This window comes from Romboutsia sp. (assembly GCF_051659545.1).
Taxonomy (GTDB): domain Bacteria; phylum Bacillota; class Clostridia; order Peptostreptococcales; family Peptostreptococcaceae; genus JBOFOR01.
The window spans coordinates 1-25899 of sequence record NZ_JBOFOR010000234.1; the positions used below are offsets into that span (position 1 = coordinate 1).

Here is a 25899-nt window from a genome sequence, read left to right on the forward strand (position 1 = left end):
TCAAATCCTAGATTTTCTAATGCACTATTTGCATTGTATTGTAAATAGTTTATAACTTCCTCTTCTAGTCCACTCTCTTTGTATATACATCTAGTATAGTTTATTTCATTTTCCATAAGACTAGCTAAAATCTGGTACATACTATCCTTTAATTTTAATTGTTCTTTTTTATTAAAAGAATTATATATTTCTTGTGCTAAAAGTCCTATATATTTTCCGTGTAAGGATTCATCTCTAAGTATAAGAGATATTATCTCTCCACTTGCTACCATCTTTCCTTGTCCTGCTAAGTATAGAGGATAGAAAAACCCTGAGTAAAATAAAAAGCTTTCTAAAAATACACTAGTAACCATAGATAAATATAAGCTTCTCGTATCTTCAGTATTTTCATACTGAGCTAAAACTAATTCAGCTTTTCTTTGTAAAGTAGGTTCTGTTTCTATCCATTTAAATAATTCATCTATTTCTTCATTTGATAATAGTGTCATAAATATAGAAGAATAACTTTTAGCATGAATTTCTTCCATAGTTCCCATAAAAGATAATACTGCTTTCCTTTGGAAATTATCTGTTAAAGACATCATGGATGGTATTCCTTCATTACCTTGTTTAGTATCTAATAAAGTTAATCCTGCCAATACTTTTTTGTATAGATCTTTTTCTTTCATACCTAATTCATTCCATACCTTAATATCTTTTGAAACTGATATCTCCTCTGGTAGCCAAAATTGTTTTACATTCTGCTCCCAAAATGCCTGTGTAAAATTATCATCTTCTTTATTCCAATTTACAGCCTTGTGTATTTTATCTAATTTAAATGTCATCTCTCCATCCTCCTATACTGAACACACTAAACATTCATTATCTTCTCTTGTAAGTTTTGTTCTCGTGTAATATAAACTCTTTAATCCTTTTTTGTACGCATATATATAAAGCTTGGCTATATCTCTAGTTGTTTTTTCATCCGTTACAAACAGTGTTGTAGATATACCTTGGTCAATATGTTGTTGAACCGTTGCCACTATATCTATAACTTTTCTCATATCCATTCTGTAAGCTGACTGATAATATAACATATTTTCATTAGTTAAAAATGGCATTGGATAAATTGTAGTTGAATCACCATAAGTTCTCACTTCTACTACTTCTGTAATTGGCATTATACTTGAAGTTGCATTTTGAACATAACTAATACTTTGTGTTGGTGCTATTGCAGTTAAGTATGCATTGTATATACCCTTTTCTTTTACTTCATCTAGTAAGCTTGTCCAGTCATCAATTGTAGGTATATAAATTCCATCAAATAAAGCTTTAACTTTATCTAATTTTGGTAAATATGAATTTGTATAATATCTAGAAAGTATGCTACTATCCTTGCATTTTGTATATTCAGATTTTTCAAAGCCTTCAAATGCTTTATTTTTTTCTATTGCTATTTTCATAGATGATTTGATTGCATAGTATCTAATCATAGCAAAAAATACATTACAAAAATCTATAGCTTCTTCTGATGTATATAAAATATCCTCTCTTACTAAATAACCATGTAAATTCATAGCCCCTAGACCTATTGAATGAGATTTTTCATTTCCGTTTTTTACTGTTGGTACTTTTTCAATATCTGTATTATCTGATACAAAAGTCAGCGCTTTAATTGCTGTGTCTACTGTACCTTCAATATCCTTATTATCCATAACATTTGCTATGTTTAGTGAACCTAGGTTGCAACTTATATCTTGTCCCCAATTATTCACACCAGCATAACCTTCTATTTGTGATGGTATTTGGTACTGTAATATTTCACAACATAAGTTTGACATCTTTATATTTCCAATATCTTTTAACATATGTTCTTTGTTGGCTCTATCTATAAATAAAACATAAGGATATCCACTTTCTTGTTGCATTTGTGCTATTTTTGTTAATAACTTTCTTGGATTTATTTCTTTCTTTTTGATGTCTACATCTTGTGCTAACTTAGCATACCACTCATCCATGCTTATTTCATCTAAGTGAACTCCATATTTTTTATATACTGACTGTGGATAAAAAGCATATCCTACTTCATTCTTTTCTGCTATTTCCATAAATTTATCAGGTATTATCGCACCTAATGCTAATGAGGATAATCTTACTTTTTCATCTGCATTTATCTTTTTAGTATCTAAGAAATTTTCAAATTCAGGATGTAAAACAGATAAATATACTGCACCTGCCCCTTGTCTTGCTCCCATTTGATTAAAATAACTAAATGACTGTTCTAACATTTTTGCTACACCAATTACACCACCAGCTACTCCTTCAATACCTTTAATGGCTTCACCTGAGGCTCTAAGTTTAGTTAAATTTAATGCAACTCCTCCACCTATTTTAGATAAGTAGTTTGCGGAAGATACTGCATAAGATATCCCTTCTGTACTATCTTCAACTGACATTAAAAAACAAGATACCATTTCTCCAGCTCTTTCTCTTCCTGCATTTAAAAATGTAGGTGTTGCTGGTTGGAATTCTTGTTTAACTAATTTTTTAGCTAAGTTAAGTGTTAATTCTTCATTTCCATCTCCTAATGCTAATGATACTATTAAAACTTTGTCGTTGTAGGTTTCTAATATTTCTTTTCCGTCATCGCTTTTTAGTGCATAGTTTTGGTAAAACTTATTTGCACTCATATATGATTGAAACTTAAAATCATAGTTCTTTATATCTTCGTATAGTTTCTTTATAAAATCTAAACTGTATTTATCTATTATTTCTTTAGAGTAATATTTATTAACTACTAGATACTCTAATTTTTCTTCTATGCTATTAAATACTCTTAATCTAGGAGTTATGTATTCTTTTATATAACTTTCTAGAGCGAGTTTGTCCTTTTCTAGTTGGTATTTTCCTTCTTTATTTTTTATAATTACTTGATTATTTAGTTCTACCCAATTCATAAGTTCCCACCTTTAGCTTTATAATAAATACTGTATATAGTCCTTTTCATTTTTTTAAATACTATATATTGTATATACACTAATTTATCTAGTTTTAAACTTATTATTAACATAGTATTTTTTTAATCTTAGTAAACCTACATTATTACTTATCTACAGACTAAAGTTTTATAAATAAAAATATACTAACTTGTAAGCTAGTATATTTTTATTCCAATATTAGATTTTTATAAAATTGGTGCTTGGTTGTTCATTGAATATCCATCATCCCTAATATCATTCATGTCTACTATCTCGTCTTTTGCTTTAACCTTACTAAGTTTTTTAACTGCCCCATAAGGTTCTCTTAGCGAAAGTTTGTCTCCTCTTCCAGAAATAACCCATAAGATTTTGTAGCCTCTAGGTACTACTTGCAGTTTATCTTCACCTTTTCCATCAGTAAAATATACTAATAAGTTAGTTTTTTTATTATTAGCGTATTCAAATACTGGAGAAAATTTAGTTCCACCTCTTACATTAGGTCTCTCTTTTATATCTTTTATAGACTTTGCTTTATATACACGCTTGATTTCATTATCACATTCTATAATAGTTATTTCATGATTGTAGTTTTTTACTATATTAAGAACTTCCTTAATAGCTTGTTTGAATTCCTCATCACTAATACTTCCACTTGTATCAATTGCAACAGCTATTTCTGCTTTATGTCCTCTAAGCTCTCCTCTTAAATCTAATCTATTTGGTTGTCTTCTATTTCTTCTCGTTATGGTTTTTTTCTTATTACTTTCAATAGTTCCCATTAGCTTTTTAAGGTATAAATTCCAAGGCAATTCTCCCTTACTATTTTTTAGAGATGAAATTAAAGTTCCCACATAGTCTGGAATTGTTCCTTTTTGAGAAAGCTCGCTAACTTTTTCAGTAAATTCTCTAAGAGTTTTTTCATCTATATCGCTAGAATCTTCCCATATATCATGAGTGTTTTCTGGGTTAAACTTAGTTTCTATATCCTCATTTATATTACTATCATCTTCTTCGCCTTCTTCATCATACTCTTGTAAATCTAGTTCAGTTTGAATCTTTCTTAAATAGTATTCAAACGTTTCATAGTGCTCTAACTTTAAATTATAGTGTGAGTTTACATATTCTAATGTAATTGCATAAGGTGGTAAATAATCTAAATAATTGTTTACTACTATATCCATAGCCATATTTATGGCTAATGTACTATATCTTCCCTTTAATGCTTTTGCTCTTATTAAATGCATAGACAGTACATGAAGAATTTCATGCTTAATTGTACTTTCCATTTGTTTTATATTAAGATTCAAGAATATTAACGGATTAAAATATATAACATACTTTGCTCCTTTAAAATTTACAGAGGTAGGGCTACTTATATCAAATCTAATATCTCTTCCCATTTGGAATAAAAAATAACCATAAAAATTATCTTTATCTTCCATAAGACTTAGATTAACTTTGTCTACAAGTCTAAAAAACTCATTTTTAAAATCTTGCGGTATATCTACCTCAAACTCTTTTCCTTTATGATTTGCTTTTAATGTAGCATAAACATTAACTATTTCTTCCGCCTTCTCAGAAAGGACTCTTACTTGTTTATTAAAATTACCTTCCATGGCTTATCCCCTTATTAAGCTATATGATTCAAAATAAGCCTCTACAAAATCTTCATTTTCTATGGCTATTTTATAAACTTCAGTATAGCTATTTTTAATGTCCTTCATGATTCCAACCATTAAGTCTACTGGATATGCTTTTAAAAACTCTACTAGCCTATTAATATAGTAACTTGACTCATTATCATAGTTTTTAATATTATTCTCTAAGTTTTTTAGTATGTTTATTGCTGATAAATAAAGTCTTGTATGGCTTTCATTTTGTATTTTTTCTATAATTTCTTCATTTAAAGTTTCTTCTATAAAAACATCTTCAAAAGATATTAGTGGACTACAATCACTTTCTACAAAGCTTATAAATTCTTCTGCTATAACCTTTCCTACATTTCCTTTTATAACATTTAAAAACACCGCTCTAGGTATTGAATCCTTTTGTTCTTTATAAATCTTATAGCTTTTTGAAACTCTTTCATAACTTCTCGGAGTAGCCCTTACATCTTCTTCATTTATTTTGTGTAAATACTCTGGGAAAGTAGAAATAAATTCTATAACTTTTTGTTCAATATCCGCTCCCATTGCCCAGTTTAACCACTGTTTATGATCTGGTTCCATATTTAACCACACAAATCTATTTTCTTGGGCTGCATCCATATCTACAACTTGATAATCAAAATCTGAGCCATATTTGCTTGATGGGTTCATAGCAGCTAAAATTTTCACATTCTCATTTAAGCTATATCCGTTAATTTCTCTATTTAATATTAAGTTCATAAGTTCTTGCTGTACTGTATGTTCACAACGGTTTATCTCATCTATAAATAAAAGAATTTGCTTACCTTTTGAGGTTTCTTCATCTATCTCTCTTAGTTTGTTGTGAACTGCATATACCGTAGCTTTCTTTTCTATTTCTTCTCCATTAGATTTACTTCCTATATACGTTTCTATAGTTGGAAGTCCACCTATTTCACCTTCTTTAAGAAGGTTTCCATCTATAACTACTAAGCTCCAGTTTTTATCTTTCGCTAGCTTTTTAGCTAGTGCTGTTTTTCCTATTCCACTTTCTCCAACTACTAAAGGTACTTCACCTGTAGCTAATATTAAGTCAACACTCTTTAATGTATCTATGAAATTCATATTCTCTCTCTCCTACATCATCTTTAGTTTTTCATCTACAGCTATTTTTTTAGCTTTGTTGCTTCCATATTTATATATGAACATTATTTTGTCTATTGGAATGGTCTTACTATTTCTATCTATAATACTGCAGTTAAAAAAATCTCTAACATATTTTTCTTCAACCTCTTCTTTAGAAAGAGATTCTTTTAGTACTTGTTCCAAGTCTTCTTTTGATATTTCTTTTGCTATATATTTAATTGCTAAAATATTTACTTTTAATAGTTCTAGCATTTTATTTTTATCTAAATCATATATAAATCTAATTGCTGCTTCATTATTTTTAATCGCTGCAAGCTCTGCCAAGTGGCTAGGTGTATTTATAAATTTTAGTGCAGTATAATTAATTTTTACAGCTTCTTCTTGAACACTTTCATATGGATTTTTTATATATTTTATTGAGTCATAATTTTGTTTCACTGCTAATAATTGTAAATATTCAGTTGGATTTTTGACATATTGTATTGCCCATCCTGATTTTTCTATTGCTAGTTTTAGTACTTTATCAGTAGGGTTTTTTATATATTCTAGGGTGCTCCACCCTGAATTTACAGCTTTTATCATCATTTCTTCTGTTGGATTATCTACATATTTAATTGCTCTAGTATTATTGTTTACCGCTAACTCTTCCATTTCTCTGGTTGGATTTTTTATATATTCTAATGTTAGTCCATTTTTTTTAATAGCTAACAATTTCATTTCCTCTGTTGGATTATTTACAGTTGATATAATATTAGGATTATTTTTTATCATTTCTAGTATTTTTGTCTCTTCCATAATATCACTTTCTTTCTATTCTTATTATTATTTTGTTGTAATTATAGCTTATTATAATTAATATACTTTTTTTATCAATTTAAACAGCATAATTATACCAACATTAACTTTATACCCATTAATGCTTTATACAGACATAATATGATAAATTTTTTCAATAAAATAAATCCCATGTATATTGATTAAAGTTCAATATACATGGGATTTACATTTTTAACAGCAAATACTTTTATAAGTATTTTTAATTCTACTTAAAGCTTCATTTAATGTTTCTTTAGAACATCCTATATTAAGACGGATGAAACCTTCTCCATCTTGTACAAAATAACTTCCTACTACCATAGTTAAATTTGCAATTTGGAAAAATTCTTTAGATTCTTCTTCATTCTTAAATACATCTCTTACATCTATCCAAGCTAAGAAAGAAGAGTCAGATTTCATAACTTTTGCTTTTGGCATATACTTTTCGAAAAAGTCGTAAACAATTTCAAAATTACTTTCTACGTAATCAGTCATCTCGTCTAACCATTTTTCACTTTCATTATATGCTGCCACAATAGCCGGAATAGCAAATACATTTGGTGAAGTTATTGAGTTACTTTTTAGTTTTTCTAATAAAGTTTCTCTAACTTTAGTATCTCTTATTACTACATATGATGTTTTCAGTCCACCTAAGTTAAATCCTTTATTAGGAGATACGCACATTATACTATTTTTATAGATTTCTGGATGAGCATTCCATAAAGATATAAATGTATTACCTTTAAATACTACATCTCTATGAATTTCATCACTTACTAAAAGTACATTATACTTCAAACATAATTCTGACAATTGATATAGTTCTTCTTTTGTCCATATACGACCAGATGGATTCTGAGGACTACAGAATATAAATACCTTTATATTACCATCCTTCATTTGGTTTTCCATATCTTCAAAGTCAAGGTAGTATCTGTTATTTTCTAGCTTTAATGGGCTACAATATAACTTTCTATTGTTGTTTACTACAGCCTCTGCAAAAGGATCATAAGCAGGTGTATTTATTAATACTCCTTCACCTTCTTTAGTATATGCCTGAACTATATAATGAAGAGTTGAAACCGTACCAAAAGTTAATTTTATCCATTCTTTTTCTATATGAATATCAAATCTTCTTTTGTTCCAATTTATAACAGCTTCATAAAAGTCGTCTCCTATAAAAGTATAACTATAGTCTCCAACTGATGCTCTTTTTGTGATAGCTTCTTTTATAGCTGGCGCACACTCAAAATCAATATCAGCTAAATCCATTGGAATTGCATTTTCATCTAATCCAAATTTTTCTTTAATTACATGGTTGCTCCATTTTCTACAATTACCTTCTTTACGGTTTAATACTTTGTCAAAATTATATTCCATAGTTTTACTCTCCTAATATTATAAAGTCCTTAGATGTCTTATTAAGCGAAACACCTTTTCCATTTATTATGACAATATCGTCCTCTATTCTAACTCCTCCTACATCAGAAATGTAAATGCCTGGCTCACAAGACATTACCATTCCTTCAGTTAGAATATCTTCACTTCTTTGATTAAGTGTTGGTACTTCTCCATCTCCAAGTCCTATTCCATGACCTAGTCCATGGTTGAAATAATCACCAAATCCATTTTTAGCTATAATATCTCTAGCAATTTTATCAATATCACTAGCCTTCATACCTTCTTTTATAGCATCTATTGAAGATTGTTGTGCATTTAAAACTACATCATATATTTCTTGGATAATTTTAGGTGGTTTACCTATAGATATAGTACGAGTCATATCTGATTGATAACCTTGATAAACAACACCAAAATCTATTGTTATAGCTTCATTTTTCTTTAACTTTTTTGTTGTAGGTCTTCCATGTGGCATTGCTCCTCTTTCACCTGATGCTACTATTGGTTCAAATGACATTCCACTTGCTCCCTTTTTAAGTGCATAGTATTGAATTAGAGCTGAAACTTCAAGCTCCGTCATGCCTTCTTTTATCTCAGAAATAACCTCGCTAAATACTTCATCTGTAATCTCGCAGGCTTTTTTGATAAGTTCAATTTCCTCTTTAGATTTTATAGACCTTACTCTTCCTAACTCATTAGTTATTAAAGTAATATCAAAATCTTCCTTATCTAATTGAATATACTCTTGTATACTCATAGCTTGACTCTCTATTGCTAATTTTTTTATATTCAATTCTTTTAATAATTCAATTATGCTTGGCATATAAGAGCCTTGAGGTACAACTAAATTTATAAATCCAGATGTTTTTTTATCTGCTTCATCTGTATACCTACCATCTAGAATTTGATATTTCTCTTCTTTGGTAATAAGTATATAGACACCACTACCTGTCAGTGCTCCTATATATCTTTTATTATTTTTACCTTTGATTAAAAGAGCTTCAACACATCTTTTATCCATTAAATCTATTATTTTTTCTACTCTATTATTCATAATTATAAAATATTAGAAATCTAATTCTAAATCTCCTAATAAGTCTTCTTCTTCTTTAGAGAATATGTTCTTAGCTTCTTGACTTTCTTCTGTTTTTAATTTTGCTTCAGCTTGACGCTCCATTATCTTAAAGAATGGCATGTATAGTGCTACTGTTAATGCTAACTGTACTGCATTTGCTACTATTGAACGCCAGTCTCCATTTGTCAGGAAACCTTCTAAGAATACTCCAACATATGGAGGGTCAAATACTGGTTTAGCTAACCATCCAAGATCCATTAGGAACATTGGTAATGTACCTATTATTGCTCCACCAAATACGAATGGTATGAACATTATTGGGTTTAATATGATTGGTGCACCAAATAATATTGGCTCATTTATTCCGAATAATGATGGGAATAATGATACTTGACCAATCTTTTTGAAACTCTTATTTTTAGATAACATACATGCTATTACACATCCTATTGTTATACCTGCTCCTGTAAATCCGAAGAACGCACTTGATGCTCCTGCTGTATAGAAGTGAGGTATAGGTTGTCCAGCTTGCATTGCAGCTATATTTTCAGCTATAAATGTAACCATTATTGGACGAGTTATAGGACTGAATACAGATGAATGTATACCAAAGAAGAATACAGTACATATACAGAAATTTAATGCTAAAACTGCCCATGGGTTATCCATACTTCCTACTAACGGCTCTAGGAATCTAGTAAGTATTTGTGGTGGTAACTCTCCAAATACATTTAAAGATAAGTAACGTAATGCTATAAATGTACCAGCAACTATTATAGTTGTAGGTATTAATTCAAATGACTTAGATACGAAATCAGGCACACCTTCTGGCATTCTGATAGTAAGATTCTTTCTCTTACATAAGTAATAAAGTTCTACTGCACCGATTGCTGTAAGCATACCTGTAAATAGACCTTTAGCACCTAAGTTTCCAAGTTCTAGCGCACCATCTGGTGTGAAAGTTGAAACTAAGAATAAGAATGCAAAAGTAGATAAAGCCACACATCCTGGAATATATAACTTATAATGATTTCCTAAATTAAAAGCAATACACATACACGCATATAGACCTATTAGCCCTATAGAAAGAGTTACTGGTAAATCTAGTATTTCTGCGTTATTAAGTATAAATTGACTTATAGGATTACTTTCTCCTATCATATTTGGAAGTGCTGGTATTATAGCAAAGAAACTACCTAATATTGTGAAAGGTGTCATGGCTACCATACCTGCTTTTACAGCACTTAGATGACGTTGATTATCAACTTTATGTGCTAATGGTGTGAACACACGATTCATAAATTCTTCAAATTTAGCGAACATTTTTTTCCCCCTATTTTATTGTTATTTTATCCCTTAAATCTTACTTACTTTTGACTAGCTAATTGGTGCTTCTTATATGTTACTAAAGCTAACTTCATAACTGTAGCTCCATCCATTTTTCCATAAACATCTTTATCTATTACTGCAAAAGGCTTGTTTTTAGGCTCTAATATTCCTTTTAAGAAGTCTATCTTGTGAGCTATTTGAGGTCCTACTAAAACTAAATCCCAGTTATCTATTTCACTTTCTATTGAATCTGCTGGTATAGCTGTGAATTGGAATTCCTTTTCATCTAATTTAGCACTTTCCTTAACAACCTTCTTCATATTTTGCATTAACATGTTAGTAGAGAATCCACCAGCACAACATAATAATATTTTCATAATATAATCTCCCCTTATTTTTATTTTATTTCTATTTATTATTTTTCATCATCGAATACTTCTATTAAACTTTCTATTAAATCTTTAGCTAATTGAGATGTCATATAGTGATCTTGTGCATGAACCATTAATAATCCTATTTCTGGACTTTCTTGCTCTTCATCTATATCTCTAGTTATTAAAGACGTTTGAATTTTATGAGCTTGAACATCTATTTTACGAGCCTGCGCTATTGCAGCTCTAGCTTCATCAAATTTCTTTTCCTTTACCATTTTTAATGCCTCAAAAGCTTTAGCTTTGCTTTCGCCAGCAGTTGTTATAAGTTCCATTATTTCCATTTCTGTTGATACCATCATGTGTCTCCTTATTTAAATAAAATTTTTTATTTCTTCATATTTTTCAGAATCAAAATTTAGTATTAATTCTGTATATAACTTAATCATTGATTCAAGATCTAGCGGACTTACTATTGAAAATGCACAATGTCCATATCTAACTGGAAGACAAGTAACTACACTTGGTTTTCCTTCATTTACTTTATGTGCTTCCCCACCGTCAGTTCCTCCTGATTTGAACATATCATGTTGAAGCGGAAGGTTTAATTTATCAGCTGTCTGCTTCACATAGTTTATCATTTTTTTGTTTGGTGCTAGTGTTCTATCAAAATGCATAAGCATCACACCTTTGTCTATTTGCTTTTTGTTAGTATGATCACGCACAAACTCATTTCTGTGACATGCTACATCTATTACAAATACCACATCTGGATTAATTAGTTGTGCTGAAGTTCTTGCACCTCTTATACCAACCTCTTCACTACTAGTTGCTGCAAAGTATACGTTGCTATTTAATTTTTTTCCTTCTAGGTTTTTTAATACTTCTCCCATTACAAAACATCCTAGACGGTCATCAAATGCTTTACCAACCAATCTATTTTGAAGTGTAAATTCTTCAAAATCAGTTGCATATGTAACCATATCTCCAACTTGAATTCCTAAATTGTAAACATCTTCGTCAGTATAAGCTCCTATGTCTGCATATAAATCTTCAGTTGCATCATTCTTATATGTACCATTTATAATAGCCGATATTTTCTTTCCACACTCTGTTGTTATTCTTACTTTTTGTAAATGCTGAGCTAGTGGTTTAACTCCTCCAACTACCATTAAATGAATCATACCATCTTTACTTATGCTCCTTATTATAAAGCCAACTTCATCCATATGAGCACAAATCATTATTTTAGGATCATTTTCATTCGTTTCCTTTGAAAAAATAATACTACCTAAGCCATCACAAACTATATTGTCACTATGGTCTTTTAATTCATCTAGAAGTACTGTTCTGACTTCTCCCTCATTAGATGCTATACCATCTGCTTCTGATAACTTTTTAAGAAACTCTAGATTCATATTTTATCCCCCTAGGCTATTTTTTAACTTATGCATAAATTCTTCATAGGTCTTTGATATTATTAATTCATTGACTATGTCTTCATCTTGCATAACTATATGTAAATACTTACTAATATGTTTATGTAATTCAAGGTTTCCTTTTTTTAATGAAATCATAAATAGAATCTTAGGTTTTCTTTGTTCATATTCAACTTCTGATTTAACTATTGCAACAGAAATTAAGTTTTTGTTTCCTGTCATTTCTATAGGATGTGGAATCGTTATTCCATTCGTATATATGGTATTTAGAAATTTTTCACGTTCCCATACATCGTTAGGATAGCTTAATTCACATGCCCCTTCATCTACAACCTTTTGTGCCATACCTTTAAGAATCTTCTCATACTCTACGTTTTCATTAATGCATTTGAAATGATTTTTATCAAACAAACTATAAAAATATTGTTTGGGATTTGTTGAAATACCAAAATCATCTACAAATTTCACACTTTCTTTTATCTTTAAGTAATCTAAGTCATCTAATATTTCTTTTATTAATATAACTGGAGCATTAACTTCAAAAGACAAATCTGCTATAGAGAAAATTAAATCTGGCTTAAACTCTATTACTTGTTTTTTATCTAATAGTGAAAAGTTTCTTAATTCTGCATTAGAAAATATTTCACTTAATCTTAGCTTTATTAAATAAGCACTACCTCCACCAGATGAACAAACTATAGCTATTTTGTATTTTTGGTTGAAGCTTTTATTTTGATTTTTTTCAAATGGAACTGCTATGTGAGTTGCTATAAATCCTATTTCATCTTGGCTAATTTTTATATCATATTCTTGTTCAAGTACTCTTGATAATTGGATAGCCAAATTGAATATTGTAGGATACTGGTAACTCATTTGATGTGAGAAAGAATTTTTTAGCTTTTGGTCTCTCTTTGCTCTCTCTATTAATGATGCAGTATGCAAATATAATAGTTTAAAAAACTCTTTATCTTCTAAGAACTTACTTTTATATTCTTCATCAACACTTTTGAAAAAATTATATATAATTTCTTGTAATCTGCTTTTTTCTTGATTCTTTATTTCAGATTTATTTTTAGTCTTATTTTTTAATTTTTCTTTTAGGTAATCCTTTTCCTCGTTTGTAATAAAAATTTGAACATCTGTAAAAACTTCTTCAATTATTTCTCCTACTACGGATTCTTTTGTGTAATTTAATTCTTTTATTTCTGGGGCATTTTTATTTTTTCTTAAATTCCATCTTATTTTTAAAAGAATTAGTTTAAGTATTATTTCTTCAAGTTCTGAAATATTAATATCTAACTTATTTTTTACAAGTATGTGTCTTATTTTATTTTGTAATATTTCAATCTTGCGTTCACCAATAAATTCATCATAGTATTCCTTAATTTTTCTATTTGATTTTATTGATATTCTTGCAAGTATTTTTTGCTTTTCTTGAATTGAACCTATTATTTTTATTCCATAATGTGCTCTGCGTTCTAAGCTTAAGCTTGTACTTTCTAGCTTTAAACCTAGCTTATTTAAGTCACTCTTTATTAAAGACCTACTAACTGAGAATTCTTCACTAAGCACTTCTATTGTTGTATATTCATCATTTAATAACAAAATAGCTAGTATTGAATCTAAGCGTTGCTCTGGATTTTCTATTTGTATTGGAGATAAACTTTTAGTATATGTTTCAAATTTTTCCTTATCTTCTATTTTAAGTAGATATCCAAGTTTACTCTTATACTCTATTCTGAATCCATGTTTTTTTTCCCTACCAATTATACTCTTCATATCATTTCTAACTGTTCTAGTAGATACTTCTAATTTTTCTGAAAAGTAATCTAAGCTTAAATAGTAGCAAGTATTTTTTAATTCTTTAAGAATGAGACTTTCTCTCAAAATACTCTCCTCCTTAGCTTTTAAAATATAATATTCTTATATTAAATATTATAACTTAAAATATTTTCCAATAAAAGCCAAGTTTTTTCATTGCATTTGTGAAAAAGTTGCCCTATTAATATATTTTATTCCGATTATTATGTTTCTTTTTATATAAATAACCTCTTTTACATTTTTAATTATAAATTATATTTAAGAGTTATAAAAGTTGAGCTTTTTCACTTTTTGTGTGAAATATTTACCCCAAACTATTTGATTTTTCAATAATTAAATCATACAAACATAAAAGCTACCTCCTTTATAGAGATAGCTTTTCATATTTATCTAATTATTGAGTAAAATATTTTATACCAATATTTATTTTATGCTAATGCATCACAAGCTAAAACTTCTTTAGCTTTACCTTTAGATCCACATACTACAATCTTATCTTTTACAAAATCTTTCACGAATTGTAATCCTGCTGCCCCATATTTTTTAGGATCTATAGTTTCTGGAGCTTCATTTAATACTTTTTTTACTCCATCACTATAAGCTATACGTAATTCTGTAGCATAGTTAACTTTACAGATACCTCTTTTTATTGATTCTATTATTGTTTCTTCTGGAACACCTGATCCTCCATGTAACACAAGTGGTACAGAAACAACTTCACGTATTTCTGATAATCTATCTAAATCAAGCTTTGGTTCTCCATTGTATAATCCGTGTGCAGTACCTATAGCTATAGCTAATGAAGATATTCCTGTTCTTTCTACAAATTCTTTAGCTTCCATTGGATCAGTATATGCACTACCTTCTCCACCATCTAAATCATCTTCTTTTCCACCAACTTTTCCAAGTTCTGCTTCTACTGGTATAAAAGATGGTTTACAAGCATCTACTACTGATTTAGATAAAGATATGTTATCTTCAAAACTTCCATGAGATCCATCTATCATTATTGATGTATATCCAGTTCTTAGAGCTTGCATTGCAAGATCAAAACTTGAACCATGGTCAAGGTGCATTGCTACAGGAACAGACGATCTTTCTGCTGCTACCTTAGCATTTGCTAAATAGTAGTCAAGTCCTGCATACTTAACAGTTGAAGGTGTAGTTTGTAATATAACTGGAGCTTGTAACTCTTCCGCAGCTGCTATAACAGCCATTACCATTTCCATATTTTCTACGTTGAATGCACCTACTGCATAATTACCTTCTTGTGCTTTTTTAAGCATTTCCGTTGTTGTTACTAATGCCATTTATTTTTCCCCCTATTTATATTGATTATATTTTTCCCTAATTTTCATTTATTTTATTGATATTGATGTATTATTACACCTTTTACTACTCTGTTTACTGTTCCTGATGGAGATGGTGTATCAGGAGTATTTCCTACTTTTACTGCTGTGAATAATGATACTGCTTGAGCAAATAGTACATATGGGAATGCAAGATATAAATCTGGTAAATTATTATTCTTAGCATCAAATCCAAATGTTGTTCCTGAGAAGTTATTCTCTTTATCAACAGATATGGCACAAGTTAATTTAGCTATTTTATCTCCATTTATTTCTTCTAAAACGTCTAAGTCATATTTTCTTGTATATTCATCATTTGATACAAATACAAATATCATTGTGTTTTCATTTATGAATGATTTAGGACCATGTCTGAATCCCATTGGTGAATCATATCCAGTTGCAACTTTTCCAGCTGTAAGTTCTAATAACTTAAGCTGTGCTTCTTGAGTTAATCCACAAAGACTTCCTGAACCTAAGTATACAACTCTATCAAAGTCCGGTTCTATTAGTGATTTTATTTCATCTTCACGAGTTATGACATTTTTACCCATTGCTACTATTGACTCTATATATAATTTTTCTGTTTCTTCATCTATGTTGTCAAATATTAACATGGCAGATAACATCATACATGAGAAGCTTCCTGTCATAGCAAAACCTTGATCATTTGATCTTGATGGCATTAATAATAAATAATTATTTTCATCATTTTTAGTCATTTGAGCAAGTTTTCCTTCTGGAGCACAAGTTATAGCTAAGTGATAAAAATTATCTACAATTTGTCTTCCTAAATTAAGAGCCGCTATACTTTCAGGGCTATTTCCACTTCTTGCAAATGAAACTAGTAATGTTGGTACATCTGATTTTAAATAATCATATGGATTAGAAACTATATCTGTAGTAGGTATTGATTCTATAATACATTTTCTTATATCATTTTGCTTCTTAAGGTAAGGTAGTATTGAGTTTCCTACATAAGCTGAAGTTCCAGCACCTGTAAATATAACTCTAAATTGTCCATGCTTATTACCTATATTTTCTATGAACTTATTTATAGATTCTTTATTTTCTTTATATATCTCATAAGCTTCTGACCATAACTCTGGTTGTTGCTTTATTTCTGTTGTTGTTATTATTGCTCCTAAATCTTTTAACTTTTCTTCTTCTAATTTAAACATATTACTTTCCCCCTCCATATTTTTAATTACCATAAATGGTAATGAGGTTATAACCACTTATGGTAAAAATAAAAGAATATATTTCATACTCTAACTATTTTATCTAACTATTTAAATTTACTTTTAAATATAGTTTAATTAATTTATTTGTCTTTATGTTGAAGTGGTAACTACCACTAACCCAAATATAAATTAATTTATTTTCTTTGTCAATACTATTTTTTATTTTTATTATTTCAAATCTCTATATAACCCTGTATTTATTATACCTCTGATTATTTTACATTTTTTTACATCTGAATTATAATCAAATTTATATCTTAAAAATAATAGGGGGAAATTATCATGGAAAATATAAAAATAGGTATGATAGGCCTTGGGTCCATTGCTCAAAAAGTTTATTTACCTGTATTAACAAAATCCGAGAGATTTGAATTTGTAGGAGCTTTTACACCAAATGAGGATAAAAGAAAAAAAATATGCAGTGATTACAGACTTACTCCATTTGACTCTATTGAATCTTTGGCTAAAGAATGTGATGCAATTTTTCTTCATAGTTCTACAGAAACTCACTATGAAATTATAAAATTATTATTAAACTTAGATGTTCATGTTTATGTAGATAAACCACTTGCTTTAACTGTAAAACAAGGTGAAGAACTTATTGAGTTGAGCAAGAATAAAAAATTAAAATTAATGGTTGGATTTAACCGTAGATTCTGTCCTATGTATAAAAAAATCAAAGATAATGCCAATGAAATCGTAGCTATAAATATCTGTAAACATGGGATAAACTCTATAAGAAATGTTGGATTTGATATTACCTTAATAGACGATTATATACATATTATTGATACTGCTTTGTGGTTAGCAGAAGGTAACGTAGATATTGATGGGGAAGATTTATTTTTAGATGACAAAAATAATCTAATTTTTGTAAGCCATAAGCTTAAATGCAAAAGTTTTTCCATAAACACTTCAATGCATAGAGATTCTGGAACCAAGTTAGAAGAAATTGAAATTCTTTCAAAAGGTAAAATTCAAAGAGTTAAGAACCTTAATGTATTAGAAATAGAAGAAGCCGGAAACCTAACTACAACATCAAGTGGTGCATGGGTTAACATATTAAAACAAAAAGGTTTTGAAGATATAATAAATCATTTTATTGATTGTTTAGAATATGACTTAGAGCCAATTGTTAGTGGTGAGGAATGTATTAAAGCTCAGAGATTACTTGAAAAAATTATAAGTTCAGTAAAATAATATTATTTAACTATAAATAGGCTAAAGACTCTCGTCTTTAACCTATTTGCTTGTGTATAAATTTTACTAACTTAACTTTGTTACTTTAACTAAATCTTTGTATTTTTCAACCTCTTCTAGCTTTACAAAACCTGTTTCTATATTAAGAGCATTACTTATTCCACAAGCATTAGAAAGTTTAAGTAAATCTTCTATTTCATAGCCTCTTGAGATACCTACACTAAATCCAGCTATTGTACTATCTCCACTACCTACAGTGTTTACAGCTTCTATCTTTGGTACTTTTGCTTCGTAGACTCCATCTTCATTTAAATAAATCATTCCATCTTTTCCTAAAGATATACATACATTTTGAGCACCCATTTCAAGAAGCTTTTTACCTGCTAATATAACTTCTTCTCTTGATTCTACGTCTATATCTAATAATTGTTTTATTTCATCTGTATTTGGTTTTATTAAATATGGTCTTGATTTTAATGCTACCTTTAAATACTCACCCGATGTATCTAATATAAATTTTACATTATTTTCTCTACATAGATTACCTATTTTTTCATAATAATCTACCGGCATATTTTGACAATAGCTACCTGATGCTACTAGTATTTTAGTATCTTTTATCACTTCTTTTATATCATTTTCAAACTTCTCTAAATCATTATTCTCTATTATTGGTCCTTTCTCCAAAAACTCTGTACTTACCTTATCATCTGCAATTATATTTAAACAATTTCTAGTCTCTTGTTTTATTTCTGTAAATTTATTTTCTATGCCTAGTTTTATAAGTTCTTCTTTTATAAATGCTCCATTAAACCCACCTAAAAAACCCATAGCCAATGGTTCTTCTTTTAGGATTTTACATACCTTAGTTACATTTATACCCTTACCTCCAGCAGTTAAATTCGAAGTTAACACCCTTTGAACTTCACCTATATTTATACTATTCACTTTATACATTCTGTCTATAGACGGATTAAATGTTATTGTTGTAATCATAATTAACTCTCTCCTTACTGATTAATATTTTTACTTTGGCAAATAATAAATTAATATTAAATCTAATATATTAATTTACTTACACTAGTGGTTATTACCACTTCGAATATAATTTATTTTCTTTATTTTGTCAATACTGTATAATTCTAATATAAATTAATAATTCAACATATTAATTTATGCTAGATTTTGTTCGTTGACATAAATTACTATATATTTTATAATTTAACCGTGGTAATAACCACTTAGAGAGGATTAATTTTTTATGATAAATAGAAATGACAAAAGACCAATATACGATCAATTGGTTGAAATTTTAAGAAACAAAATTGAAAATCAAATGGAACCAAATGATAGGATGCTATCAGAGAGAAGAATTTGTGATGAGTATGGAGTAAGTAGAACTACTGTTAGGTTAGCTATGGCTGACTTAGAGCATATGGGCTATATATATAAAAGACATGGAAAAGGAACTTTCGTTTCTGCGCTTAATCAAAATTCACAAAATTTAATGGACAGTTACAGTTTTACAGATCATATGAAGGCACAAGGAAAAAATCCAAGTACAAAAATATTATCATTCGAGATACTAGAAAGTACAAAATATTTTTCTGAAAATCTAGGTATAAAACCTGGAGAAAAAATAATAAAAATAATGCGCCTAAGACTTGCAGATAATCTTCCTATGATGCTTGAAAGAACATATCTTCCTATGAGAGAATTCACAGGATTGACACAAGAAAAAGTTATCCAAAAACCTTTATATGAAATATTTAGAGAAGACTATGGAGCAATTATTAAAGTAGCTGATGAAGAGTTTTCTGCAGGAATAATGTCTCATCGAGAAGCAGAATTATTAGAAGTACCAATAGATTCCGCTTGTTTAAAACTACTTCGTACTACATATAACGATGACAATATAGTTATTGAATTTACTCTAAGTGTTGCTCGAAGCGATAAATTTATCTATAAAATAAGACATGTAAGATAGTCAACTTTAAACAGAATAATTCTACCAATGTATTTATATATCTCAGTTTTAAAAGAGAGAGCAATTACTCTCTCTTAACTAAATATATCTGCTACCAAATTCACAGCCTTGTGTAGTTTTGTTATTTCTTTTTCTCTATACATCCACTCTTGGCATAATTCAAAATCTTCAATTCTAAAATTATCTTGTTTTTCAAATTCAAAAGTAGCCATTCTGCTTGCTAGATTGTCACTATATCCTCCGTACTTAATGCACATCTTAACTTTTTCCTCAGATGATGAAGAGTTAAATACAGTTTGAGCTTCCTCTAATGACTTATGAAAGTCTATAATAGCATCTCTGTTATTTTTGTAAAAGTCTTCATCAAATGACCACATTACTAAGTTTTTATCACTATCTTTACTTTTCCAAATAACGTCTCCACCTTTTTCAATTACATCACTTATAAAAGGCTCTATTGCTACTAAGGCATGTATTTTTCCTTCTTCTAAAGCTTGAAGTCTTTCATATGAATTGCTAAGCCATACAACTTCAGCTCCCGGAAGTATTTCCTTCAAATCATTTTCTAAGTATAATCTAAATAATCCAGCTCTATTTACACCTACTTTTAAATTTTTCATATCCTTAGGATAATTTTTTCCAACTACTTGTATTGTTCTTGTTAGGTTTGATGTTACTACAGCTTTTTTTCCTTTTTCTAGCATATAAAAGAAAAAAGTTATATCTCCAACCATTGCATCTACCTTGCCTTCAAGAAAATCTTTGTTTCCATCAAATACAAACTCTTCATCTATTCTTAGATTAACTTTTATATTATTTTTTTCAAATATACCCATCTTATCTGCTATTATCACAGGCATAGTTAACGGATTTATTTTAGTTAATTTTAAATTTATATTTTTCATTTTATCCTCCCGTTTCGTTACATTTACTTCATTATTAAAGGAATTAAAAACTCTGCTCCCAATAATAAATGAAAACTATTAATTAATAAAAGTGGTCTTGGTCCCCATTCTCTACCCATTTGAGGATATACTTTTTCTATTTTATAATAATCTTTGTACCAACGTACATAACCATAATAGTAAAACACTAACAATCCACTTATAAACATTACTATAGTAATATTCTTAGTTATAAATAAAATAATCCAACAAAGTGTCATAAGCATTGCTTCTGGTATTATGATTTTAATTGAATTTCTAAATCCTATAATATGAGGTAATGTAGTTCTAGTACCCATGTCTTTTTCATAATCTGAAGTATTGTTAGTAGACATTAAAAATACAGTCATTATCATAGCTATTACAGAGTATAAAATTATTGCATAATTAATTGTATTTACTTGAATATAAGCAGATACAAAACAACTTATTGCACCTACAAATATTCCAGATACTAATTCTCCAATAGGATAAACTATATATGGCTTTGGTCCTAAAGAGTAGCATACAGCTGCCAACACACTTAATACTCCGATTATCAATATGTTAATATCTTTAGTAATAAATACTATTGATAATCCACATATACCACTAAGTATTAACATAAATAACATTGCAACTATAGCCTCTATTAATTTTGCATCTCCTCTTACTAAACCCTCACTTCCTAGATGACCAGTGAAAGTATCTTCATTTTCTTCATTCTTTAAAAAAGCTCTTATTTCATTTGCAATATTTGCAACTATATTTAAGCAAAATCCGGTTATAAACATAAGTACTAGTAACCATATATTCAAATTACCATTTAGATAAGCTCCAAATAGTCCACCACTTAAAACTGGTAATCCTGTAGCAAACCCTGTTCTTATTTCCATAACGGTGTATATTCTTTGTAAAAAATTCTTCTTGTTCATTATTTAATACTCCCTGAGGTTATTGATTGATATATATGCTTTTGTAAAAATAAATACAGTATTATCATTGGTATCATACTTATTATAATTGCAGCACTTATCAACTGCCATTCTGTTTTTAATGGGCCCATAAATCTGAATAATGTTGTTGAAATTGTATTTAAATTTTCTCCTGGCATATATAAAAATGGTATGTAAAAATCATTGTATATTGCTATTACTTTCATCATACATACAGTTGCCGTTGCTGGTTTTATTAAAGGAAATATAACTTTCGTGTATATTTGAAAGTAATTTGCTCCTTCTAACATTGCTGCTCTATCTAACTCTATTGGAATTTTTTCAAGCATTTGCAAATATATATACACCATCAATACATCTGCTCCTAAGTACAAAATTATTGGAGCTAATCTTGTATTATAAATTCCCATAGCATCTATTATTTTAAAAGTAGATACTTGAGATACTTCCATTGGAACTATTGATACCAATAAATACATTGCAAGTATTAACTTTTTATATTTGAAATTAAATCTATTTATAATATAAGCTACCATTGAGCCAATTATTATACTACCTATCACTCCAAATAATATTAGTATAAATGTGTTAGTAAAACCTACTAGCATTTTTCCATTTATAAAAGCTATTTTATAGTTTTCAAAGTTTAAAAAATTCTCAGGTGGCATTATTCCTGGAGTATTCATAAACTCGTCATAAGTCTTAAAGGATCCAAAAAATATAGTTAATATAGGAAGTAAAATTACTAGCGACCATAATATTAAACTACCATATTTAAATACCTTTACTAATATTTCTTTAATAATTTTCATCATATTTCTTATACGCTTTCTTTTGAATTAAAGTCATAATTGTAATTATTATACTTACTATAACAGCCATACTAGCTGCAAGACCTATCATTTTCTTTTCAAATGCCGTCTTCATAGTCTGTACTAAAAATGTCGCTGTTCCATTAGACCCATTTGTCATTATCATAGGCACTTCAAATACAGATATAGCTCCAATGGTTAATAGTATAAAGTTTATTTTCAATACAATATGTATGTTTGGTAATATTATATGCCTTACTTTTTGTCCAAAAGATGCACCTTCTATTTCTGCTATCTTGAAATATTCTTTGGGTATAGATTGAATCGCTCCAAAATACATTATAAAACTCATACCTGTATGCCTCCATATTGAAATACTAGACAATGTATAGTTTACAAATCTTGGATTACCTAACCAGTAATGAATATATTCTTGTAGTCCTAATGATGCTAATATATAATCAAATGTACCATTTGGTTCAAAAAATATTCTAAACATCATAGACACTGCAACTCCACTTATAAGTAAAGGAAATACGTATATTGCTTTGAATATGTTTTTCATTCTTGCTTTAAAAGACAAAATTATTGCAAGATATAATGCAATTATAATTTCTATAGCTCCACCTGCAAAATAATATAAACTGTTTATAAATACTTGAAAATACTTAGGGTTTGTAAGTATTTTTATATAGTTATCAAATCCAACAAATTCTTTAACCTCAGATATGCCATTCCAAGATGTAAAACTATAGCTAACTAAAGTAAATATAGGTAATAGTCCAAAGATTAATAACAATAATAACGGAAAAAAAAGAAAGAGAAAAACTATTCTTCTTTCTTTTCTTATCAAATCTTTATTATTCATTATCCTTAACAGCTTGAACCCAATCTGCTTCTAAGCTTTTTATATAATCTTCATATTTTTCATTTTGATTTGGATATAAACCTATATTTATAACTTTTTGTAATGCATCACTTAATCTTGCTACCCCTACTTGATTAGCTACTAACGCATATTTTTCTTCTGTTTCTGTTGTTTCTGTTGGTACCGTTAATATAACATTGTTATTTTTTATTAATTCATTGTTCTCATTTGTTAAATCTGATTTCTTTGGTGTCATCCCACCTAAGTTATCTGCATATTTACTTTCTGCTGATACAAAGAATTCTAAGAATGCTTTTGATGTTTCTATATTAGAACTATTTTTGTTTACTCCTATTACACCAGGTGCTCCAAGTGCTAAACTTGTTTTTCCATCTAATTCAACTGGGAATGGAGCTATATTTATAGTATTTTTATCATTTAAACCTTGTATTACAGGTACATCTTGTGATCCCATCATCATCATTGCTATTTCGCCGTTAGCTAACATTTGTTGTGCCTTAGCTCCATCTAATGTTATTGGATCAGCTTCCGTAAGACCTTTTGAAGTTAAGTTATAGAATATATCCATTACTTCTCTTATTGGTTGTCCTTCTTCAAAAGCAGTTCCTGCCTTTAACATTTCAGATCTATATTGTTCTCCTCCAAATGAAGTTAAAGCTCCGCCCCAAACTGCAGCTCTTTGATAATTAGTATAGAAAGGTACTGCATCAGTCTTTTCCTTTATTTCTTCACATGCTTTTATAAAATCTTCTACTGTTGTTGGCATTTGCTCAATTCCAGCTTCTTTTAATACATTTTCATTATATATTATTCCTAATGAGTTAAGTGCTACTGGTAAACCATATGATACACCATCATAGTCCGCTTCTGTAACGTCTATGTATTCTTTTTCTAATTCTTCTACTTTTCCTAGTGGCTCAAAGTAGTTTGAGTATTCACTTGGATTTCCACTCATACTAAATGGTACTAATAATACATCTCCATAATCCTTCGTATTCATACGAGTTGTTATATATGAGTCATAATCTGCTGATGATTCCCATACTATATCTTCTACTTCTGGATATTTTGCTATAAAGTCTTTTTCCATTTGTGCAAATAATTCATCTGCATCTGTTCTATCTGTTACTACTGTAATAGTACCTCCTATTTTAGAGTCTTTAGCCTCCTCTTTTGGAGTACATCCTACTAATGTTAATGCTAATGTCATTGCTACACTAATTACTTTTAATCTGTTTTTCATATTTTACTCTCCTATGTTTTCTTTTGTGTCTATCTCAAATATAAGTGCCTTCTCTAAATTAAAGCTAATATATATTTGTTGTCCTATTTCATATGATTTTACTTCATATGTTTTTGTTGTAAATTTTATATTTTCACATTCAAGATAAAGCACAGTTTCTCCACCTAAGTATTCTACTTTTTTTATAGTGGATTTAAATATACTAGGTAATTTGTCGTCATATTCATTGATTACTATATGCTCTGGTCTTATTCCAATTATATATTTCTTGTTCTGCTTTAATATAGATAATTTTTCATCAATATTAAGTACTATACCATCTTCTATTTTTATCTTTTCATTTATAATTTCAAATTCAAAAGTATTAATTTGAGGTTTACCTATAAAACTTGCTACAAACAAATTTTTAGGATTTGTGTACACTTCAACCGGAGTGCCTACTTGCTGTATTTCTCCATCATTTAAAATTACTAATCTATCTGCCATAGTCATTGCTTCCACTTGGTCATGAGTTACATATATTGTTGTTGCATTGATTCTTTTATGTAAATTTATTATCTCATTACATGTTGAGTATCTTAGCTTTGCATCTAAGTTTGATAATGGTTCATCCATTAAGAATAATTTCGGTTCTCTTACCATTGCTCGTGCTATTGCTACTCTTTGCCTTTGTCCTCCAGATAGTTGACTTGGTTTTTTATTTAAGTGCTCATCTAGTTCTAATATTTTTGATGCCCATCTTACTTTTTCATCTATTGTAACTTTTTTTTCTTTTCTTATTTTCATCCCAAATGCTATATTTTCATACGCTGTTAGGTGAGGAAGGATAGCATAGTTTTGAAATACCATAGAAACATCTCTATCCTTTGGTAAAACCTGATTTATAACTTTATTCTCTATCTTTATAGTTCCTTCTGTTATATCTTCAAATCCACATATTAATTCTAATAAAGTTGATTTACCACTTCCACTAGGTCCAACTATTACTATAAATTCATCTTTATTTATGGATAAGTTGAATTTATTTAATGTGTTTTTATCGTTATTTTTATATCTTTTTATAATATTTTTAAATTCTATATAACTAATTTGTATCACCTCTTATATAACTAAAAACCTTTTTATCACTAGGTTTTATTATAACAAAAGTTTTTAAAGTCAGATATATAAGTTTTAGATTTAATATAGATTTTTTTTATATATAATTTTATTTAAGTTAATTAAAATCTTTTCTTGATCGCACTAAAGTCTATTGATGTTGCTTGGACTTGTCAGCTTATCCAAAGTTTTTTGATGTAATATAGTTTCCTTAAAAT

The 25899-nt window shown here is 28.8% G+C and carries 23 protein-coding genes; 2 read left to right on the forward strand and 21 right to left on the reverse strand.

Features of this window, described 5'->3' with window-relative positions:
* The 14 genes from nrdF to ACRC03_RS12870 all read right to left on the reverse strand — a co-directional run.
* Positions 1-824, reverse strand: an 824-nt coding sequence (gene nrdF / locus ACRC03_RS12805) for a class 1b ribonucleoside-diphosphate reductase subunit beta (protein WP_438652966.1), incomplete at its 3' end; no start/stop codon positions are given.
* A 12-nt stretch (positions 825-836) separates the two neighbouring features.
* Positions 837-2936: a class 1b ribonucleoside-diphosphate reductase subunit alpha gene (gene nrdE, locus ACRC03_RS12810; protein ID WP_438652967.1), complete on the reverse strand. Its 2100-nt coding sequence runs from the start codon at positions 2934-2936 to the stop codon at positions 837-839.
* A gap of 227 nt (positions 2937-3163) precedes the next feature.
* Entirely contained in the window at positions 3164-4573 is a 1410-nt protein-coding gene (locus ACRC03_RS12815) for a vWA domain-containing protein (RefSeq protein WP_438652968.1), read from the reverse strand.
* A gap of 3 nt (positions 4574-4576) precedes the next feature.
* Positions 4577-5707: an ATP-binding protein gene (locus tag ACRC03_RS12820; RefSeq protein ID WP_438652969.1), complete on the reverse strand. Its 1131-nt coding sequence runs from the start codon at positions 5705-5707 to the stop codon at positions 4577-4579.
* Between the two features lie 12 nt (positions 5708-5719).
* Positions 5720-6523 carry a hypothetical protein gene (locus tag ACRC03_RS12825; protein WP_438652970.1) on the reverse strand — a complete coding sequence of 268 codons (804 nt, stop codon included), beginning with the start codon at positions 6521-6523 and terminating at the stop codon, positions 5720-5722.
* A 213-nt stretch (positions 6524-6736) separates the two neighbouring features.
* Complete coding sequence (locus ACRC03_RS12830) at positions 6737-7924, reverse strand: MalY/PatB family protein (RefSeq protein WP_438652971.1); 1188 nt, start codon at positions 7922-7924, stop codon at positions 6737-6739.
* Between the two features lie 4 nt (positions 7925-7928).
* Positions 7929-8999 carry an aminopeptidase P family protein gene (locus tag ACRC03_RS12835; RefSeq protein ID WP_438652972.1) on the reverse strand — a complete coding sequence of 357 codons (1071 nt, stop codon included), beginning with the start codon at positions 8997-8999 and terminating at the stop codon, positions 7929-7931.
* Positions 9000-9011: 12 nt separating this feature from the next.
* The gene (locus tag ACRC03_RS12840; protein WP_438652973.1) at positions 9012-10343 is read right to left on the reverse strand and encodes a PTS sugar transporter subunit IIC; all 1332 of its coding nucleotides are present in this window, start codon (positions 10341-10343) and stop codon (positions 9012-9014) included.
* Positions 10344-10387: 44 nt separating this feature from the next.
* The gene (locus ACRC03_RS12845) at positions 10388-10726 is read right to left on the reverse strand and encodes a PTS sugar transporter subunit IIB (RefSeq protein ID WP_438652974.1); all 339 of its coding nucleotides are present in this window, start codon (positions 10724-10726) and stop codon (positions 10388-10390) included.
* A 38-nt stretch (positions 10727-10764) separates the two neighbouring features.
* A complete protein-coding gene (locus ACRC03_RS12850) occupies positions 10765-11082 on the reverse strand; it encodes a PTS lactose/cellobiose transporter subunit IIA (RefSeq protein WP_438652975.1) in 318 nt (105 codons plus the stop codon).
* Between the two features lie 12 nt (positions 11083-11094).
* The gene (gene ypdE / locus ACRC03_RS12855; protein ID WP_438652976.1) at positions 11095-12138 is read right to left on the reverse strand and encodes an aminopeptidase; all 1044 of its coding nucleotides are present in this window, start codon (positions 12136-12138) and stop codon (positions 11095-11097) included.
* 3 nt (positions 12139-12141) lie between these two features.
* Complete coding sequence (locus tag ACRC03_RS12860; protein ID WP_438652977.1) at positions 12142-14046, reverse strand: BglG family transcription antiterminator; 1905 nt, start codon at positions 14044-14046, stop codon at positions 12142-12144.
* A 362-nt stretch (positions 14047-14408) separates the two neighbouring features.
* Positions 14409-15290: a tagatose-bisphosphate aldolase subunit GatY gene (gatY, locus tag ACRC03_RS12865; RefSeq protein WP_438652978.1), complete on the reverse strand. Its 882-nt coding sequence runs from the start codon at positions 15288-15290 to the stop codon at positions 14409-14411.
* A gap of 53 nt (positions 15291-15343) precedes the next feature.
* Positions 15344-16510 carry an SIS domain-containing protein gene (locus ACRC03_RS12870; protein ID WP_438652979.1) on the reverse strand — a complete coding sequence of 389 codons (1167 nt, stop codon included), beginning with the start codon at positions 16508-16510 and terminating at the stop codon, positions 15344-15346.
* 345 nt (positions 16511-16855) lie between these two features.
* Here ACRC03_RS12870 and ACRC03_RS12875 point away from each other — a divergent pair, with 345 nt between their 5' ends.
* A complete protein-coding gene (locus ACRC03_RS12875; protein WP_438652980.1) occupies positions 16856-17773 on the forward strand; it encodes a Gfo/Idh/MocA family protein in 918 nt (305 codons plus the stop codon).
* Positions 17774-17839: 66 nt separating this feature from the next.
* Here ACRC03_RS12875 and pfkB read toward each other — a convergent pair whose 3' ends face one another.
* Positions 17840-18769, reverse strand: a complete 930-nt coding sequence (gene pfkB, locus ACRC03_RS12880) for a 1-phosphofructokinase (RefSeq protein ID WP_438652981.1) — start codon at positions 18767-18769, stop codon at positions 17840-17842.
* A 265-nt stretch (positions 18770-19034) separates the two neighbouring features.
* Here pfkB and ACRC03_RS12885 point away from each other — a divergent pair, with 265 nt between their 5' ends.
* Positions 19035-19760 carry a GntR family transcriptional regulator gene (locus ACRC03_RS12885; protein ID WP_438652982.1) on the forward strand — a complete coding sequence of 242 codons (726 nt, stop codon included), beginning with the start codon at positions 19035-19037 and terminating at the stop codon, positions 19758-19760.
* 74 nt (positions 19761-19834) lie between these two features.
* On the opposite strand, the gene ACRC03_RS12890 is transcribed toward ACRC03_RS12885, so the two are convergent.
* From ACRC03_RS12890 to ACRC03_RS12915, 6 genes are all read right to left on the reverse strand, one after another.
* The gene (locus tag ACRC03_RS12890; protein ID WP_438652983.1) at positions 19835-20665 is read right to left on the reverse strand and encodes an ABC transporter substrate-binding protein; all 831 of its coding nucleotides are present in this window, start codon (positions 20663-20665) and stop codon (positions 19835-19837) included.
* 23 nt (positions 20666-20688) lie between these two features.
* Positions 20689-21618: a prenyltransferase gene (locus ACRC03_RS12895; protein ID WP_438652984.1), complete on the reverse strand. Its 930-nt coding sequence runs from the start codon at positions 21616-21618 to the stop codon at positions 20689-20691.
* Positions 21618-22454 (reverse strand): carbohydrate ABC transporter permease, encoded by an 837-nt coding sequence (locus ACRC03_RS12900; RefSeq protein ID WP_438652985.1) that lies wholly within the window; start codon positions 22452-22454, stop codon positions 21618-21620. Before ACRC03_RS12900 ends, ACRC03_RS12895 begins: the two co-directional genes overlap by 1 nt.
* On the reverse strand, positions 22438-23250 hold the full coding sequence (locus tag ACRC03_RS12905; protein ID WP_438652986.1) for a carbohydrate ABC transporter permease: 813 nt from the start codon (positions 23248-23250) through the stop codon (positions 22438-22440). Before ACRC03_RS12905 ends, ACRC03_RS12900 begins: the two co-directional genes overlap by 17 nt.
* A 61-nt stretch (positions 23251-23311) precedes the next feature.
* A complete protein-coding gene (locus ACRC03_RS12910; protein ID WP_438652987.1) occupies positions 23312-24583 on the reverse strand; it encodes an ABC transporter substrate-binding protein in 1272 nt (423 codons plus the stop codon).
* Between the two features lie 3 nt (positions 24584-24586).
* The gene (locus ACRC03_RS12915) at positions 24587-25681 is read right to left on the reverse strand and encodes an ABC transporter ATP-binding protein (RefSeq protein ID WP_438652988.1); all 1095 of its coding nucleotides are present in this window, start codon (positions 25679-25681) and stop codon (positions 24587-24589) included.
* Positions 25682-25899 lie beyond the last annotated feature (218 nt).